Below are 17856 nucleotides of genomic sequence, written 5' to 3'. Positions count from 1 at the left end.
GTAATGTTAGCTTATTTCTTAGAAGCAAGGTACTCATCGTATTGTTTTTGGATTTCATCCAAGACTTTTTGGTAGGCACCTTCTGATTTCAATTTTTCAAGCATCTTAGGAATTTCAACTTCAGGATCTACTGTACCTGTATTGATGGCACTTGTGAATTGGTTCAAAGTGTTAGTAAGGGCAGTAATTTCTGATTTCACGTTTTCAGTGTTGAAGATGAAACCAAGTGCTGGAGATTCTTTTGCAGTTTCCAAGTCTTTCTTAGATTGTGCAATTTGCTCATCCGTTACGTTTTCGTTGATGTAAAGAATCCAGTTGTTACCAGTATTCCATCCAGACATGTGAGTGTTTCCGTTGTAGCCATCCAAGACTTTCACACGGTTTTCTTTACCTTCAACTTTTTCCCAGTTCTTGCCTTCTGGACCATAAACAAGACCGTTCAAGAGTTCTGGGTTTGTGTTCAAGAGGTTCAATACCTCCATTGCTTTTTCTTTGTTCTTAGAGTTGTTTGAGATGACAAAGTTTGCAACTTGAGTAGTGTTGTTCTTCTTGTAAAGTTGAGTGAATGGTTTGATTTCGATCTTACGGTTTGCTACACGAGTAAGCAAGCTGTTACCGTAGTCAGCAGGTCCTACTGTTTCTTCACGTACCAACCAAGTATCTTGAGAAAGGTCATATCCAGTGTCGCTTGTAGCTACGTCTTTTGGAATGTAGCCAGCTTCATAGTATTTATGAAGAGTCTTCAAGTTTTCAACATAACGTGGAATAGTGTAACGGTCAACGATCTTAGTTGTGTCACCTTGCAAATCGACAACGAATGGAAGTCCATCTACTGCAATGTAATCGAAGTCATCAGAAGGTCCACCGTAGCTCTTGTTCATTGCGAATGGAACAACGTTTGGATCTTTTTCTTTGATCGCTTTCAAGACTGGTTCAAGAGAAGCATAGTCTTTTACGTTTGAGATGTCGATACCATATTTTTCAAGAAGTGGTCCGTTGAAGGCAAAGTTTTGTGAAGATGCAACGTTGGCTGCAACTGGAACAGCATAGATCTTGCCGTTTACAGTATTCCCTTTGATGTAAGCTGGGTCAAGTGCTTCATAGAGCTCTTTCCCTTCTTTCTTGTACAAGTCTGTCAAGTCAGCGTAAGCACCTTTTTGAGCATTGATGACATAGTTGTTTGCGAAAGCAATATCGTAGCTTTCACCAGATGAGATGATAACGTTCATCTTCTTGTCGTAGTCACCCCAACCAAGGTATTGGATGTCTAATTTAACGCCAGCTTTTTCTTCGATGATCTTGTTGGCATTTTCTAACAAGGTATCCAAGTTATCCGGTTTGTCACCGATTTGGTACATTTTGATAACTGTTTTGCCATCTTCACTCTTAGATGATTTTTGGTTATCACCTGTCAAGTTACCACAAGCAGCAAGAGTTGCTCCAAGTGCGAGAACGCTAGCAGAAGCTAAAGCATATTTTTTCCAATTTTTCATAAGAAAAACTCCTTTTTTATTTTTCTTTATTAACATTATGAAGGGTGGGTGGGAAAGGTTCGCTTACTCTTTCACACCACCGATGGTCAATCCTTTTACAAAGTAACGTTGGAAGAATGGATAGAGGATAGCGATTGGAACTGTTGCCACCACCACCATGGCCATCCGACCAGTTTCCTTAGGAAGGGATTGGACTGCACCAGCGATTTGGCTAGATGCACCGACTGATTTAGAGATGTAATCCATATTATTTTGGATTTGCATCAGCAAGTATTGAAGGGGATAGAGGTTTTCACTCTTGATATAGAGGAGAGCGTTGAACCAGTCATTCCAGAAGCCGAGGGCTGTAAAGAGACTGATGGTCGCAATCCCTGGGAGAGAAAGTGGTAAACAGATCTGGAAGAAGATCCGTGTCTCACTGGCTCCATCTATCCGAGCAGACTCAAGAATGGCTTCTGGGATCGTCCGTTTGAAGAAGGTCCGCATCAAGATGATGTTAAAAGGACTCAATAACATCGGAATGATGAGGGCTCCAACCGTATCTCCTAAATGAAGCAGCTGAGTGGTAACGATATATCCTGGTACCATCCCTGCGCTAAAGAGCATGCTCAAGAGGGCAAAGACAGTAAAGAAGTTTCTGTACTTAAAGGTTCTACGAGAGATCGCGTAGGCATAGGTCGTTGTAATGAAAACATTACATGCTGTCCCTACAATCGTTACAAACAAGGTAATAAAGAGGGCTTGAAGAATCTTATCCTTAAATTGAACAAGGAAAAGATAGCCATCTGTACCGAATTTAGCAGGCCAAAATTGGAAGCCGTGAATTGCCAAACTTTGTTCATCTGTCAAGGAAATCATGACAACGAAGATAAAGGGCAAGATACAGGATAGAGCAACCAAGCCAACGATACTACTAAAAAAGATGTCTGCTTTCTTACTGAAGGAGTGGATCCCAACATTATCAACTTTTTCTTTTTTAATTTTTGATTTTGCCATGGTATCCTCCTTTCTAGAAGAGCGCTGCATTCTTATCAATCCGACGTGCTACAATATTAGAAAGTAAAACGAGAATCAATCCGACAACTGATTGGTAAAGACCAGCCGCTGCGGCCATCGCAATATCTCCTGATTTAGCAAGTCCGTTGTAGACATAGACATCAATTACGTTTGTCACACTATAAAGGGCACCTGAGTTATGTGGGATTTGGTAGAACAATCCAAAGTCAGCACGGAAGATATTTCCGATGGCAAGGATGGTTAAGACCGTGATCAAGGAAGCCAACTGAGGAATGGTAATGTGGCGGATTCGCTGCCACTTAGATGCTCCATCCACTGTTGCGGCTTCGTAGAAGGTTGGATCAATTCCCATGATGGTTGCATAGTACATAACACTGCTATAACCAAAGCCTTTCCAGATTCCTAAGAAGAGGAGAAGCGCTGGCCAGATGGCAACCTCTGTATAGAAGTTGATTCCTTTCATCCCAAGTGATGTTAAGATGTGGTTAATCAAGCCTTTATCGACGTTTAAGAAGGCATCTGTAAAGAAGCTGATGATAACCCATGACAAGAAATAGGGGAACAACATTGATGTTTGAAACACTTTAACCAACCGTTTGGAACGCATCTCACTAAAGATGATGGCAATCCCAACGGAAACAATCAAGCCCAAGAAAATAAAGGCAAGGTTGTAAAGGACGGTATTTCTTGTAATGATATAAGCATCTTTAGAACTAAAGAGGAATTTGAAGTTATCAAATCCTACCCACTTACTCTTCATTACACTATCAATAAATCCCTCTCCGGTGATATGATAGTCTTTAAATGCGACAACGTTTCCCAAAACAGGTATGTAGAAGAATAAAATCAACCACGCTGCACCTGGTAAAACCATCAAGAAGAAAATGAGATTTTCTCTCAAGGTCTTAACAAACTTTTTCATCTGACTCCCCCCCTTTGTCATTTTATTTTTTGGTAACGTTTACATTTTTTATTATAAAACTCTATGAAAACTTTTTCAAACTCCTAATTATAGAAAAAATTCTACAAATTTATGACATAGCCTTAAAAATGGAGAAAAAAGGAGAAGAAATTCCTCTTTTCATAGGAAATCCTTCTCCTCCTTAAAATTCATTTTCTTTAAAGACAGCCTTTTGGATTAGGTTGTATAAATAGTCGAAGCTGTCGCAATGGTATGCCACTGGTTAGCTGTTGTAGCTGCGAAATCCTTGTCTGCGTAAAAGTCATTAAATGGCAAGATCTCTACTTCTAGTTCATCGATACGAGAGATTTCGCCTGCTAGGTAGTCTTCAATCCGATTTTCTGCTCGCTTGATGCGTTGCAAGAGTCCACCCATACGGATGTCTACTGTATCCAAACCAAAGACCTTGTTTTCTTTCAACCATTGGTGGCTAAAGAGGTTATGGAAGTGTTCAATCTGACTTCTGAGTTTTGGTAATTCTTCTCTAGCGATTTGTTGCAAGCTCTCTTTATCACCTGTGCGATAAGCCTCACGGATGCGTCGTCCTACATCCACTTTACTGCTTAAAATCTGGTTCAACTGAGCCTGAGTTTCAAAGAGATAAGCGTAGATGCCTGCTTTTTCTTTGATAGTAGCAAGAGTCTCCGCTGCCTGGGCAAAGTGAGGTTTGTCCTGATCAGGAGTCATGTGCTTGTCAAGGATTGGACAGAGAACATCCTGATAAAAGACATAGCGGTTCGGGTTGATCCCACTGAGATTATCTGGTAGGTCTGGCAAGAGGTTAGCCAGATCCAGCTGCATGAAGTCCTCAACCGATAGGCCTGCATTGGTCTTGAAATGGGCAGACAGACGCTCTAAGTCATTGCGGTAGCTGAGTTCTGCCCAGATTTGCAAGCTAGGCAGAATAGAGAACTGGGCTGTTTCCCCACCATTGTCCCCCCAACCCGTCACAATGACTTCTTTGATCTGATTGGCACGGCAGGCTTTGTTTGCTTCAAGAGCAATGAGACGACTGAAATGATTGTGGGGCGTGAAACCAATCCACTTCCAAGCACCACCTGCAAAGGCGATATCCTGGCTAATCTTATGGTGGTTACTGAAGTTGCGGTTGTATTTTTCTTCGCTATCTTGGTAATAATCCCAGTAAACCAAGGTGACACGGTCTTTGAGACGGTCTAGATAAACTCGTGTTTCCTCTGGAATTTCCACATCACGGTCGTACTGGCCATCTGCTGACATAAGCTTGAAGAACATATCACTCCACATCTGGCAGTGGAAACCATACTTGTCTGCAATATCCAGCACGCGCTCCAAATGTTGGCACATGAGAAGACTGCGGTCCACAATACCATTTAAGATGAGGTAGCGTCCCAAACCAACCAGGTGAGCTTCGTCCATTCCAATATTGACCTTGCGGGTTTGTAATTTAGACAAAGTAGCAAACATACCGTCAATCAGGTCGTAGACTTTTTCTTCACCGATGAGAAGAATATCTTCTACATCGCGGAGTTGCTGCACTTCCTTGACACCCCATTTGACAAAGGCTGATAAGTGAGCCAAGGTTTGGATACATGGTACAAAGGTCATGTCAAACTGCTGGGCGTAGGCTTCAATTTCCTGTAACTCTTCAGCTGAATAAGCCCCGCGGAAATAACCAAAATAAGGTTGCCCTTCAATCTGATAGGTGTCTTCCATGTAGAGCTCAAAGGTTGAATAACCCATCAGAGCCAAGACTTCAATCATCTGTTTGGCAGATGCGACATTGAGCACGGCATTGCGCGAACAGTCCGCCATATAGGCTAAATCTTCATAGGCCGCCTGCTCTTCAATCTCTACCTTGTCCCCTTCTGCTAAAGCTGTTGCTAGCACAGATAAAGCACGGTAGAGTTGATGAGGTTTACGGTAGGTCAGTTGATACTGCCCATTCTTACCCTTGATAGAGATAGAAGCTTGGTCAGACTGAGCGACTGCCACCTCTACATCCGGTAGAGAAATGTGATTTTTTAATACTTCGATAGATTGGGCTTGTTTGGGACTAAGTCCTGTAAAACTTACCATTGGTTTTCCTCCTGTAACCAGTTGACAAGGGCACCGTATAGATTGGCATCTGCGTGATAGGTGCAAGCTTGAATGACTGGAGCGATGGTATATTCTTCATAAGTTTCTACAAAGGCATCCACCGCTTTTTGCACGCCTTTGATAAAATCAGGGTTCTGACTGATAGAGCCGCCTAGACTAATCACATCTGGGTCAATCAGGTACTGGATATTGAGCAGGCCTTGAGCTAGGTTACGGTTCATGCGTTCAATGGCTTCTTGGCAGAGGTCATTTCCTGCTGCAGCCTCTTGGTAAACCTTACGGCCATCCCAGTCAGACTGACCTGATTTTTCAATGACGTAGCGAACCATGTTTCCTGTAGAAGCTAGTAGTGACCAGTTGTTGAGCTTTTCTGCAGGTTCGATGGTGGTCATATAACCAAACTCACCGCCCAGGCCATGGCGACCTCGGTGCAGCTTGCCATTGATAATCATGGCGCCACCGATCCCTGTACCAACCACGACACAGGCTGCATTTTCAATTTCAGGATGAGCTAACAGTTCACTCAGTCCAACACAGTTGGCATCATTTTCTAGATGAACAGGTAGCTGGTGATGAGCAAGGGCCTCATACCAAGAAAAACCATGAATGTAAGGGATGGCACTAATTCCTTCAATCACTCCTGTTTCTTGATGAACGGCACCTGGTACACTCATAGCAATCCCACGATAGTCTTGTTCTGACAATCGCTGGTCCAACCAAGCTAGCAACTCTTCCAGAGTCTCTGGCGTTGGGGTGCTGGCCTTATCTAAAATCTTTCCATCCGGAGTCAGACTGGCAAATTTTATACCGGTCCCTCCGATATCAATCGTTGCAATGGTCATGGCTTTTACCTGTAAAAAGGAGCGAGTCAGTAGTTAGTTCTTACTTTGTCGCTCCTCCTTTCTTTTATGTTACCTTTTTGAAATTAAATTTCTTCTTTTTTGATCAATTCTGTACGAATTTCTTGTGGTGCCAATAGTCCTGAGTGAACTGGATATGGGCGTTCCAATAAGTCAAGAATGGTTTGTTGTTTATCAGACACGCGAACATTTTCTTGGCTCATGTTGTAGTAACGAAGGACGTAACCTTCTTCATTCTCAGCAACTTTAAAGGCTGTTGGGCAGACTTGTGGCAAATTCAGTGCTGGATGGTTGAAGAGACTACCTGTTGCTGCAACGCTACCCTCTTGTTTTGCAACTTGAAGAGCTGTAAATGGCACTTGGAAGGCTTTGGCACGACGAAAGGCTGAGAAACGATCCTGAGCCTGATGGCATTCTACTGCAAACTCAACTTCGATAGCTCGCAAGCACTGGGCTTCTGGTGTTGGGAAGTAGCCCCAGTCACCGAGTTCCCCTGAAGCACGGAGAAGGGTTACAGCTATGGTGTCGTCTCCAAGAATTTCGTATTCATGCAATCCTTTGTTGGCTACGGTCACTCCTTTAACATCATCATACAAGCTGACAAAGGCTTGTTGGTGTTGTGGATTTTCAGGATTTTCCCAAGAAGCTGCTGGTTTATTCGGCCGTGTCACGACCTCATAAATGCTTTCCGAGTCATTGCTTGGACGAGTGTTATGAGTTTTGACCAAGAGACGAATGCGGTGATCCTTAGCAGTATTGGTAAAGCGCGTCTTGAAGCGAATTTGCGGGTCATCCACAAAGACGGTCATCACTGTTTCCAACGGAATGGTTGTCAGCTCTTCTGACCGTCCTGCTTCTCGGTTCATAAACTCGATAATGCCTCTTTGTTCCGCATCCAATTGTTCATCCGCGCTGACTGGGATGGTCAAGTCATGCTTGAGCAAGATTTTGGCATAGCGAGCATTATTTTCCAAGACCTCATGAGCTTTCAGCTCCGCATAGATGGGTTCTGTTCCTTTTGGTTGGAAGTAAATGTATTCATTGCCAATATCACCGCGGTCTTCGAAGCCAAGGAAGTCCTCATAAGCCTCATTGGTCGTCTTGTCGTAAAGGGTCAAGCCATCATCAATACTGAGGGTTACGAACGGCGTATCGAGAACCCCATTTTGGTAAATCCCATCATGATGGGAAGCTTTTCCTTCCAAGAGCTGGAAGGTGGTCCAAGAAAGAGGCGCTAGGTGAACCGGAACCGTCACGCGCACTTGGCGTGCAATATATGGTTGGCGGAATTTATCCTTAGGCAAAGTATAGCCAAAACTTGCCCCCAAATCTTCAATCTCTGCTTCTACAAGATGACCATCTAAATCCTCTACGTGATAATCTGGCAAGGTCAAAGCAGCCATTTTCTTGAAGCCCTCTGTCGGGTGCAATTCCTTAAATGGACAAACCGCTACATCAATAACCGTGCTGACGGTGTCCACCTTGCCATGCAAGCCAGTGTTCATCACAGTAAAGAGTTGTTCACTTTGGGCTTTCTGAGTCGCTAGTTTCTCTTTCCATTCATTGAGAAGGTTGGTCTTGACAAAGTTACCGACTTGGTTGACCTTGGCAAAACGAACTTCCATTTCGCGGTGAACTTCGTCCACGCTACATCCACAAATACTATCGTGTGGTGCATTTTGCAAGAGGGTCTTCCAAGCATAGGTCAATTGATCCTTGTGGTTGTGCCCACCAGTGATGATGGTCAAAGGTTCCACCACTTGCTCTAACAAATTGCTGTTTTCTTGGAAGGCTTGTTTGAGGTAAACCCGTGAAGAAGAGGTATTCGCCAGAGTATACCAACCATCGGTTTCCTGACTGGTCAATTCTCCTGTAACCGTTGATAATTGCTCAGGAAGCGCACTTTCCACTGCTTGCACATATTCGTCAAAGGAGCTATGAATAAAGGTCACGTCTGGGAAGAGTTCATTGGCCACGCGAATGGCTTCACTAATATTTCTCTGTACAGGCTGGTGGTCACAGCCGTTCATCATCAACCATTGGTTGGTCGATGCATAGTCACGGACGTCTGCTAATTTTTGTTTCCAGAAAGCCAAAGCCTCATCTTTATCCACTGGAATTTCATTCCCGTTACTGTACCAGTTGGCAAAGAGAATGCCGAGTACACAGCTACCATCCGCCCCCTGCCAGTACATCTCAGAGAATTGAGAGGTAAACTGTTCATCTTCGAGGACTTGGTTGTCAAATCCAATCGGTTTAACACCGCGCCCAAAGGCTGCTACGTGAATGCCTGATTTTTGAAGGATTTGAGGAGCCTGCCCCATATTTCCAAAGGTATCTGGGAAATAGCCGATTTGAGTTGATTTGCCCCATTTGGCACATTCCGCTTGTCCAATCAAGGTATTGCGGACGTTAGCTTCACTGGAAATCAAGTAATCATCCTGCAAGATATAGAAAGGACCAATCTTGAGCTTGCCTTCGTCGATATAACGCTGCACCTTGTCACGGTTTTCAGGGCGAATTTCCAAGTAATCATCAAGGACGATGGTTTGTCCATCCAAGTGGAAGCTTTTGAACTCTGGGTCATTTTCAAAAAGATCAAAGAGATTATCAAAAAGTTCCACCAATTGCATCCGGTGACTTTCAAAAGGTAGATACCACTCACGATCCCAGTGGCTGTGAGAGATGATATGTACAACAACATTTTCCATGAGTAAAACCTCATTCTAACTTAAATTTTTAATGTTTTAAATATAAACTTGTGATTCTAACAAGAATCAGTGAAGCTAAAGCGTGCTCCTTATACTCAATGAAAATCAAAGAGCAAACTAGAAAGCTAGCCGCAGGTTGCTCAAAGCACTGCTTTGAGGTTGTAGATAGAACTGACGAAGTCAGTAACATATATACGGCAAGGCGAAGCTGACGTGGTTTGAATTTGATTTTCGAAGAGTATTAGCGAATATCCAAGTAATCCAAGACCAATTCACAGAACATCATGTTGGCCCAAGAGAACCATTCACGCGAATATTTAGTTGGATCATCCACGTGGAAACTTTCGTGCATGACACCTGTTCCACCATCGCAGGCAACGAGCTGATCCAACAAATGTTTTTTCTCAGCTTTATCTGTCGTTGTCAATCCTTGGATGGATAAAGCAATCGGCCAGATATAGCGATAGAAGGTATGAGAACTTCCGAGTCCGCTTGCGTACTTTCCTTCATAGAAGTAAGGATTCTCAGGACTCAGAATAGTGCGACGAGTTGCTTGATAGACTTCATCGTTGACATCACAGTAACCCAGATAGGGAGCGGCCAACAAGCTTGGCACATTCGGATCGTCCATGATGCTAGCATTTCCCAAACCGTCTACCTCAAAGGCATAGATTTTCTCGCCCTTGCTGTTAGTGGTGTAGGCGTAGTTTTCAATCCCTTCTTGAATCTCAGTCTGCAGACGTTTGGCATCAGCAATGATTCTCTCGCTATCAGCTAGATTCAATGTAGCAAAGATTTCTTGGACATAACCTAAGACAACGACTGCAAACATATTTGACGGAATCAAGTAGCTATATTGACAGCAATCATCACTTGGACGAAAGGCTGACCAGGTCATTCCTGTCACGGCAAAATCAGGACCAAAACCTTCATTCACTAACGTGTCTTCCTTACGATCCGTATCCCGAACAAAGCGATAAGGGGAGTTGTTGTGGTCTTGCTCTACTGTCCAGAGATGAAGGATTTCCTTAGTCGCTGTGACAAAGGTTTCATCAAATTGGCTAGTCTCACCAGTTTCCTTCCAAAGGAGGTAAGCTAACTGCAAGGGATAGCAAAGCGAATCCACTTCATACTTGCGCTCCCAAATCCAGCCATTCAAATCGGTGTGGTCGGTCTCGTGATGGCCCTTCCAGTTCTCCTCAATATTAAAAGAGTTAGCATAGGGATCCTTGAGGATCAAAGTCATCTGACGTTTGACCAAACCTGCAATGGTCTGACGTAAACGAGGGTCTCTTTTTGCCACATGAAGGTAGGGTCTCAGCTGGGCTGTCGAGTCACGCAACCACATAGCTGGAATATCTCCCGTCAGTACAAAGGTCGAGCCATCTTCCAAAATTTCCACTGTATTATCTAAAGTGTCTGTATAGCAACGCTCAAAGACATCCACCCACTCAGGGTAATCCTTGGCACGTTCTGCTACTTGATCCAACCATTCTCTGACGATTTCTTTTGAATAGGTCATTTGTTTTCCTCACACGTATCGATTCTTTCCTATTCAGTATAAAAGATTTCAAAGGGGAAATACATACGCAAATTATAGCCCTTTTTCTACAAACTTTTCTAGTTTTGAAAAAGACTTTCCGATTTGAGTGGCTTCTGCTAAAATAAAGAAAGAGAGTGGGACAGAAATCGGTAATTCGTTAGAATTCGATTTCGTCGTCGCACCTCCGCACAGTTGAGTAGGACTGTAAACGCTGATGAAATCAGCGTAGTAGAGCCCACTCAACCACTGCGTCTTGGTCGACAATCCAAAGAAAATTGAGAGGCTAGGACTTTTGTCCCAGCCTCAGTATGACACAGGAGGTCCCGCATGAAGACCGATATTACTCACATTGATACCCGCTTAGGAACAGACAATCACTCAGCTTATTCCAACGGCAACACCCTCCCTTATACAGGAGTTCCTTTTGGGATGAATTATTTTCTCCCTCAGACGACACATGAACAGGGTGCTTGGTTTTTCAACCCCAACCTTCCAATCTTTCAAGGCATTCGCTTGACCCATCAGCCGAGTCCTTGGATTGGGGATTTTTCTTGGTGCCTCCTTACCCCACTAACAGACATACCGACTCAAGAAGACCTCTATTTTAGACAGAGCAGTTACCGGATCCAAGAAGCTATCTTTCAGCCCCATTATTTAGCCCTCACCTCAGAACGCTATCAAATCCACACCGAGCTGACTCCCAGCCTCTACGGGGCCATCCTCCGCTTTAGAGGGCCGTCTGCACTTTCACTGGCCATTCATTGCCCCAATGGACTAACTGAAGTAGAATTCGGAAAAACGGATCTACATTTTCACATCCTAGACCAAAATCATACCGACCAACAAACCTATCCTTTCTATCTTCATGTCGAATTTGATCAAGCCATCACTCACACTCACTGGCTGGGTCAAGATTTGATCCTAGAGTTTGACAGCCCCACGCTGGAAGCTCGATTAGGCACTTCCTTTATTAACCCTGAGTTAGCCCAACTACATCTCCCAAAAGCTAGCTTTGAAGAGATGAAAGAAGAAGCCGGTCGCAAGTGGCAAGAGCTAATGGACCGATTTGAAATTTTAGATACAGGTGGAGAGGATCGAACCTTTTTCGATCACTGTCTCTACCGTAGTCTGCTCTTTCCTCAGACTTGTTATGAAGTGACCCCTGAGGGGAAAGCAGTCCATCGCGACTTCGCTCACAACCGCATTCAAGAAGGAAAATACTTCATGAATTTGGGCTTCTGGGATCTCTTTCGGACCACCTTTCCTCTTTATAGCCTAGTCTATCCAGAACTCTATCAGGAATTTCTCGAAGGCTTCCTTAGCCATTACCGGGACACGGGCTTCCTTCCTAAATGGCTAGCACCGGACGAAAGAGGCATGATGCCAGGGACACTCATTGACGGGGTCATTGCAGATGCTATCCAAAAAGGTCTGGCTTCCGGCCTTCAGACGGAACTTTTTGAAGCCATGCTAGATACAGCTAGGAAAGAAGATCCAAATGGTCATTACGGTCGACGAGGAGCTAAAGAATACAAGAAGTTAGGCTATCTATCCACCGACTATCACGAAAGTGTGAGTCATACCATCGACTTCTCCTATAGCGATTTTTGTATCGCCCAAACAGCCCAGCTACTTGGCAAAAATGAACTGGCCAAAGAGTATGCTCAATCCAGTCTTTCCTACCGAACCCTCTTTGATCCCGAAACAGGTTATATTCGGGCCAAAGATAAGGAGGGCCATTTCAGACCAGACTTCTCACCCATCAGTTGGGGACGCGACTATGCAGAGTGCTCTGCCATTCAAGCAGCTTTAGGTGCCCTCCATGATATCGAAGGACTCAAGCAACTCTTTGGAGGAGAAGAAGGCTTTACCCACTACTTAACCCAACTAGCAACCCAAGCACCGCGCTATGAAGTGACGGGCTATGGCTACGAAATTCACGAAATGACTGAGATGGCCCAAGCTCCTTTTGGGCAAATTGCCATTTCGAACCAACCGAGTTTCCACATTCCCTATCTCTTTCGCTATAGCCAACACCCGGAATACACTAGCTTACTAATTCAAGCCCTTCGCAAGGAAGCCTTCCAACCGACCTTCCAGGCCTATCCAGGAGATGAAGATAATGGCAGTCTATCTTCTTGGTATATCTGGTCCGTCTTAGGACTCTATCCGACTTGCCCTGGTAAACCTATCTATGACCTAGGGATTCCTCTCTTTAAACACTTGCGCCTCTATCTCCCTCAAGAGAAAAAATGGCTGCATATCCATTGTACAACCCACACAGCCCAAGCGCACTTCCTTCAAGATGTTTCCCTTGATGGGAACAGAATCGATAGAGTAAGCCACCAAGACCTCTTGAAAGCAGAGAAGCTGGATTTCCACCTTTCTTGGCTCCCTAAGATCTAAAAAACGAAAAAGAATGAAGAGTTGGACACTCCTCATTCTTTTCTATTTCATTTATACGACCTAATCCCCAACCTTATAGAGGAAAGACCCTTGTTCGGTAAAACTGTACATCCCAGTTCCAGTCCAGAGACGATCCTTGCTGGCATCAGAGTTATCATGGAAGACGACTTCTCCATTTTCATCCGTTTGATCATCAATCGTAAGCCCAGCAGGGATGAATTCCATTAAAAATCCACCTGTGATTCCTCCGTAGACTCCTCCTGAAACAGTCCCATAATCCGTCAAGGAGAGACCGTAAGATTCATATTCGTTAGAGACCAAACCATTTTGATCAAAGACCAATTTATTCCCCTTGTCATCTTGCCAGACACCAGCTACGCTACTATAATCCCCTTGAGCAATTGCTTCAATATCCATCTTTGTTTTCTCTTTCTTATCACTCGAACTCTCAGCTTTCTTTGCTTCACTCGTAGCTGAGCTATCCTTCGATTGACGAACCGTACTTTCTTTACTTTCAGACCCTGCCTCCTGCTTTTTCTGACCGCAGGAACCAAGGAAAAATAGTAGAGCAGAAAGCAATAATAGCAAACGATACTTTTTCATCATGAATCTCCCTTAATTCAATGTATTCTCTAAGCCTAATTTTATCCTTTTTCTAGCAAATTGACAAGTTTCTGTTACTATCAAAAAAGGAACCAGTTGGTTCCTTCTCGATTTGATTAATGGGCTAACATTTCCTGTGCAATTTCAAAGCCGGATAAGTCACTTGGGTAGTAGGTAGGCCAATTTTCCAATTCATTGTAAAGAGCCTCTTGACTTTCCCCACCGAAGAAAATATGGAAGTGAGCTGCCTTATTAGGAGCAATTTGATGATCACTGAATTGAACATACTTGAATTCACCCGCATTCGGATCAGTTGCTTCAAAGAGATAACGCACTCCACGATTCCCTTTTGTATAAGTCAGCGTATGCTTCCCAGCATAGCGGTATTCGAACTTCTTCTCTTCCCCATTCTTATAGAAAGTCATGGTTTTGTCTGTAATGACAATCCGGTCGACATCTGTTTTATAACCTGTGGTGTAGTAAGCTTTATACTCTTCAGCTGTTTTTGACTTGGTTAGTTTAGCTTTGTAGTCAAAAACTTGGTCCAAGCTTCCATCTTTTAGATAAGGATACACAGACTGCCAATCACCTACATAGTCTGAAAGAGTTCGGTCCTTAATAGCACTGTCCTCAAAGTAGCCATTGGCTACTGTTTTGGTGTCTTCTTCCTCTTCTGGAGCGATTTCTTTTCCGGCTTGAGTCGTTGTTAACTCCAAAGATTTGAGGTTGGCTCCCATGATAGAGATGTAGTCTTCACCATCTTTCATCTGCTCATCTGTCAAGCTCTCTAATGGATTCAAAACAGCTAGATCCACACCGGTTTCAGCAGACAAGGTTTTCGATAAGGATTTAGAAGCATTTTCTTCAAAGTAGATGACCTTGATGTCGTTCTTCTTGATGTACTCTGTCAATTCACTCAAGCGAGTCGCAGACGGTTCACTATCTGGTGACAAACCTGAGATAGAGACTTGATTCAAGCCATAGTCCAGGGCCAAATAACGGAAAGCTGCGTGTTGAGTGACAAAATTTTTCTGTTTTGCTGCAGATAAGCTCTTCGTATAGCTATCATCCAATTTTTTCAACTTGGCAATATAGGCATCCGCATTAGCTGTAAAGCTATCCTTTTTATCTGGGTACTGTTTCACCAGTTGATCACGAATCGTTTCCACCATTTTAATGGCTCTCTGCGGAGAAAGCCAGACATGGGGATCGTAGTCATGATGGTGTTCTTCCCCTCCCTCATGGTCATGCTCTTCTTCACCACCTGGTAAAAGCAGCATATTTTCCGTCGCTTTGACAACCTTGGTTTTCTTGCCATCCATTGATTTCAACAACTGAGGCACCCACGTTTCCATGTTCTCATTCTCATAGACAAAGACATCTGACTCTTGGATTTTTGCGCGCCCCTTGGCAGACAATTCAAAATCATGGGGTTCCGAACCAGACCCGATTAAGAGCTCCACATCTCCCTCGTCTCCAACGACTTGCTTAGTAAATTCATAGACAGGATAGAAAGTCGTCATGACTTTCAATTTCCCTGACTGATTTTGACCACCACTACAAGCTACTAAAAGAAGACTACAAAAGGCTAATACCAGCCATGCAAGTTTTTTCATAAGATCACCTATTTTCTAAATTTAACAAAAAGATTTGAGAGCAAAAAGAAGGATACAAATAAGAGGGTAATGGTCGCACTAACCGGTGTATCCGGGTAATAAGAAAGAATGAGACCACTGACCATCCCTACAAAACCAATAACCACTGCCAAAAGCATGACTGAACGGAAGGTTTTTCCTAGCTTTAAAGCAATACTAGCTGGCAAGACCATGATGGTAGATACCAACAAGGAACCCGCAGCCGGAATCATCAAGGCGATAGCCACCCCTGTCACGATATTAAACAAGATAGACATGAGACGCACTGGTAAACCATCTACATAAGCTGTATCCTCGTCAAACGTAAGAATATACATCGGACGAATAAAGAGAACCGTCAAACATAAAACAATCGCTGCTATGACAAACAGAGCTAACACTTGCTCATCGGTAATGGTCAAGGTAGAACCAAATAGGTACTGGTCCAGACTCATGGAGCTTTTACCGCCGCCCTTCATGATCACCAAAGCCAAGGCCAAGCCGGTTGACATGAGAATCGCTGTCCCAATTTCCATAAAATCTTTATAGACTGTGCGTAAGTACTCTAGAAATACAGCCGCTATGATGACCACAATGACTGTAGAAATAGTCGGGGAGAAACCAAGGAAGAGACCAAAAGCAACCCCTGATAGAGAAACGTGACTCAGCGTATCACTCATCAAACTCTGACGACGTAAAATCAAAAATACACCTAAGATAGGAGAGAAGAGACTCATAGCAACCATCGCCAACAAGGCCCGTTGCATAAAATCATACTGAAAGAGACTAAGCATGGTCCTCACCTCCATCTTTCTCATGGACATTAAAGCAACGCCATGGAGAATTTTGTTTTCTCACCAGGTGAATATTGCGATCTGCGTAATGGCTCACCTCTTCAGGATCATGCGTAATCATCAAAACAGCCTTCCCATGATGATGGGCACTGTGGTGCATCAATTCATAAAACTCATCCTTACTGCCAGCATCCATCCCAGTAGTCGGTTCATCCAAGACAAAAATATCTGGATCAGACGCAAACATTCGTGCAATGACAGCCCGTTGTTTCTGGCCACCGGATAGAGCCCCTAAAGGTTTATCACGATGCTCTAACATCCCAACAGCAGATAAACTAGCTAAAATGTGCTCCTCATCGTGATGATTTAAGCGACGAAACCAACCCTTGCGAGGATACCGCCCCGATTTCACAAACTCATAAACAGAACTGGGAAAGCCCGCATTAAAGCTTGCAATTTGTTGCGGAAGATAAGCGATTCGTAATTTTTTACCAGCTACATTTTCCTTAGCAATTTCAACCGTTCCTACTTTTGGTTTTAAGATGCCAAGACTTGCCTTGATCAAAGTAGATTTGGCGGCGCCATTCTCACCAGTCAGCGTCACAAACTCCCCGCTATCCAAGTAGTAATTCACACCTTCTAGAACCGGTTCTCGATCATAATAAAACGAAAGATCTTTAACAGTGATATAACGCATTAACGAAGATCCTCCAATAAGCGAGATAAAAACCTAGAAATAACCATTTGTTCTTCTTGAGAAAATTCGCTCAAAACCTGATTATAAACAGCCAAAGTATGATCATGATGATGAGAATGTTCCTCAGCAACTGGACGCCCCAAATCTGTTAAACGGTACAAAACTATGCGAGCATCTTTCTCATCTTTTAGAGCTTCTAACATCCCAAAAGAAAGTAATTGTTTAACAGCCTTAGTAACAGCAGCTTGACTAACATTCAGCAATTTAGCAAGCTCAGAATTGGAATAATTATTCTTTGATAATAACATTAAAATGTGTTCTTGCGTATTGGTTAAAGAAAAACCACTTGTACAAGAACCTATCAATACTTCATGCTGATTCTCAGAAATAAGTAAGATAGAATTCAAAAACTCATCTATCTGATTAGCAACCTTCATAGGAACTTCCTTTCTATTAACCAGTAAATACTTTACCGGTTAATTATAACACAGTAAAGGAAAATAGTCAAAGTATTTTCAGAAAACAACAAAAACTATTTTTAGTAACTGTTAAGTAACTCGGCGTTAACAATTCAACGAAAAAAAGAAAAAGACAATGTCCGAAAACCTTGTCTTTAATACTATACCGGCGGCCGGGGTCGAACCGGCACGTCCTTGCGGACACTGGATTTTGAGTCCAGCGCGTCTGCCAATTCCGCCACGCCGGCAAAGTATAACTGGGGTAGCTGGATTCGAACCAACGCATGAGGGAGTCAAAGTCCCTTGCCTTACCGCTTGGCTATACCCCAATAATATAAAATAGGCGAGTGATGGGGATCGAACCCACGCATGCCAGAGCCACAATCTGGTGTGTTAACCACTTCACCACACCCGCCATATTCTTATACACGGGCAGTAGGAATTGAACCCACACTGAAGGTTTTGGAGACCTTAGTTCTACCTTTAAACTATGCCCGTAAAGGATGGAAGGGGAGGGATTCGAACCCCCGAACCCGAAGGAGCGGATTTACAGTCCGCCGCGTTTAGCCTCTTCGCTACCCTTCCGAATAATATTAAGTT

13 protein-coding genes and 5 tRNA genes are annotated in these 17856 nt (G+C 43.5%); 1 reads left to right on the top strand and 17 read right to left on the bottom strand.

Translation table 11 applies throughout. The annotated features are described in order from the left end of the window. Positions 1 to 11: 11 nt before the first annotated feature. The 7 genes from AC3E8G_RS07980 to AC3E8G_RS07950 form a co-directional block, all read right to left on the bottom strand. Positions 12 to 1493, bottom strand: a complete 1482-nt coding sequence (locus AC3E8G_RS07980; RefSeq protein WP_154859121.1) for an ABC transporter substrate-binding protein — start codon at positions 1491 to 1493, stop codon at positions 12 to 14. Positions 1494 to 1556: 63 nt separating this feature from the next. Next, the gene (locus tag AC3E8G_RS07975) at positions 1557 to 2489 is read right to left on the bottom strand and encodes a carbohydrate ABC transporter permease (RefSeq protein WP_048717481.1); all 933 of its coding nucleotides are present in this window, start codon (positions 2487 to 2489) and stop codon (positions 1557 to 1559) included. A gap of 13 nt (positions 2490 to 2502) precedes the next feature. Further along, entirely contained in the window at positions 2503 to 3432 is a 930-nt protein-coding gene (locus AC3E8G_RS07970; protein WP_023022063.1) for an ABC transporter permease, read from the bottom strand. Positions 3433 to 3648: 216 nt separating this feature from the next. Further along, positions 3649 to 5529 (bottom strand): beta-N-acetylhexosaminidase, encoded by a 1881-nt coding sequence (locus tag AC3E8G_RS07965; protein WP_490677446.1) that lies wholly within the window; start codon positions 5527 to 5529, stop codon positions 3649 to 3651. After that, complete coding sequence (locus AC3E8G_RS07960) at positions 5523 to 6392, bottom strand: ROK family protein (RefSeq protein WP_233331972.1); 870 nt, start codon at positions 6390 to 6392, stop codon at positions 5523 to 5525. The genes AC3E8G_RS07965 and AC3E8G_RS07960 overlap by 7 nt, the downstream gene beginning before the upstream one ends. 83 nt (positions 6393 to 6475) lie before the next feature. Beyond that, positions 6476 to 9121 (bottom strand): alpha-mannosidase, encoded by a 2646-nt coding sequence (locus tag AC3E8G_RS07955; protein WP_490677445.1) that lies wholly within the window; start codon positions 9119 to 9121, stop codon positions 6476 to 6478. Between the two features lie 241 nt (positions 9122 to 9362). Beyond that, the gene (locus AC3E8G_RS07950; protein WP_490677444.1) at positions 9363 to 10643 is read right to left on the bottom strand and encodes a glycoside hydrolase family 125 protein; all 1281 of its coding nucleotides are present in this window, start codon (positions 10641 to 10643) and stop codon (positions 9363 to 9365) included. A gap of 348 nt (positions 10644 to 10991) precedes the next feature. Between AC3E8G_RS07950 and AC3E8G_RS07945 the strand changes: the two genes are divergently transcribed. Further along, entirely contained in the window at positions 10992 to 13070 is a 2079-nt protein-coding gene (locus tag AC3E8G_RS07945; RefSeq protein ID WP_490677443.1) for a GH92 family glycosyl hydrolase, read from the top strand. A 60-nt stretch (positions 13071 to 13130) separates the two neighbouring features. Here the strand turns inward: AC3E8G_RS07945 and AC3E8G_RS07940 are convergent, their stop codons facing one another. From AC3E8G_RS07940 to AC3E8G_RS07895, 10 genes are all read right to left on the bottom strand, one after another. Beyond that, a complete protein-coding gene (locus AC3E8G_RS07940; RefSeq protein ID WP_490677442.1) occupies positions 13131 to 13676 on the bottom strand; it encodes a DUF6287 domain-containing protein in 546 nt (181 codons plus the stop codon). Positions 13677 to 13789: 113 nt separating this feature from the next. After that, positions 13790 to 15289, bottom strand: coding sequence for a zinc ABC transporter substrate-binding protein AdcA (locus AC3E8G_RS07935; protein ID WP_490677441.1), 1500 nt, complete (start codon positions 15287 to 15289; stop codon positions 13790 to 13792). Positions 15290 to 15297: 8 nt separating this feature from the next. Beyond that, on the bottom strand, positions 15298 to 16101 hold the full coding sequence (locus AC3E8G_RS07930) for a metal ABC transporter permease (protein ID WP_023022055.1): 804 nt from the start codon (positions 16099 to 16101) through the stop codon (positions 15298 to 15300). Further along, complete coding sequence (locus AC3E8G_RS07925; RefSeq protein WP_048691339.1) at positions 16094 to 16798, bottom strand: metal ABC transporter ATP-binding protein; 705 nt, start codon at positions 16796 to 16798, stop codon at positions 16094 to 16096. The genes AC3E8G_RS07930 and AC3E8G_RS07925 overlap by 8 nt, the downstream gene beginning before the upstream one ends. Then, complete coding sequence (locus AC3E8G_RS07920; protein WP_125335638.1) at positions 16798 to 17235, bottom strand: zinc-dependent MarR family transcriptional regulator; 438 nt, start codon at positions 17233 to 17235, stop codon at positions 16798 to 16800. The genes AC3E8G_RS07925 and AC3E8G_RS07920 overlap by 1 nt, the downstream gene beginning before the upstream one ends. Before the next feature lie 185 nt (positions 17236 to 17420). Beyond that, a tRNA-Leu gene (locus AC3E8G_RS07915) sits at positions 17421 to 17504 on the bottom strand. A gap of 9 nt (positions 17505 to 17513) precedes the next feature. After that, positions 17514 to 17585 (bottom strand) — tRNA-Gln (locus AC3E8G_RS07910). A gap of 13 nt (positions 17586 to 17598) precedes the next feature. Next, positions 17599 to 17671, bottom strand: a tRNA-His gene (locus AC3E8G_RS07905). 12 nt (positions 17672 to 17683) lie between these two features. Next, positions 17684 to 17754, bottom strand: a tRNA-Trp gene (locus tag AC3E8G_RS07900). A 6-nt stretch (positions 17755 to 17760) separates the two neighbouring features. Further along, positions 17761 to 17841: transfer RNA gene (locus AC3E8G_RS07895), tRNA-Tyr, on the bottom strand. Between the last annotated feature and the right edge of the window lie 15 nt (positions 17842 to 17856).

It is taken from the genome of Streptococcus sp. SCPM-O-B-15294 (M123) (assembly GCF_058200455.1).
Note: the sequence above shows the minus strand (reverse complement) of the source record. Positions and strands in the feature narration are given on the sequence as shown.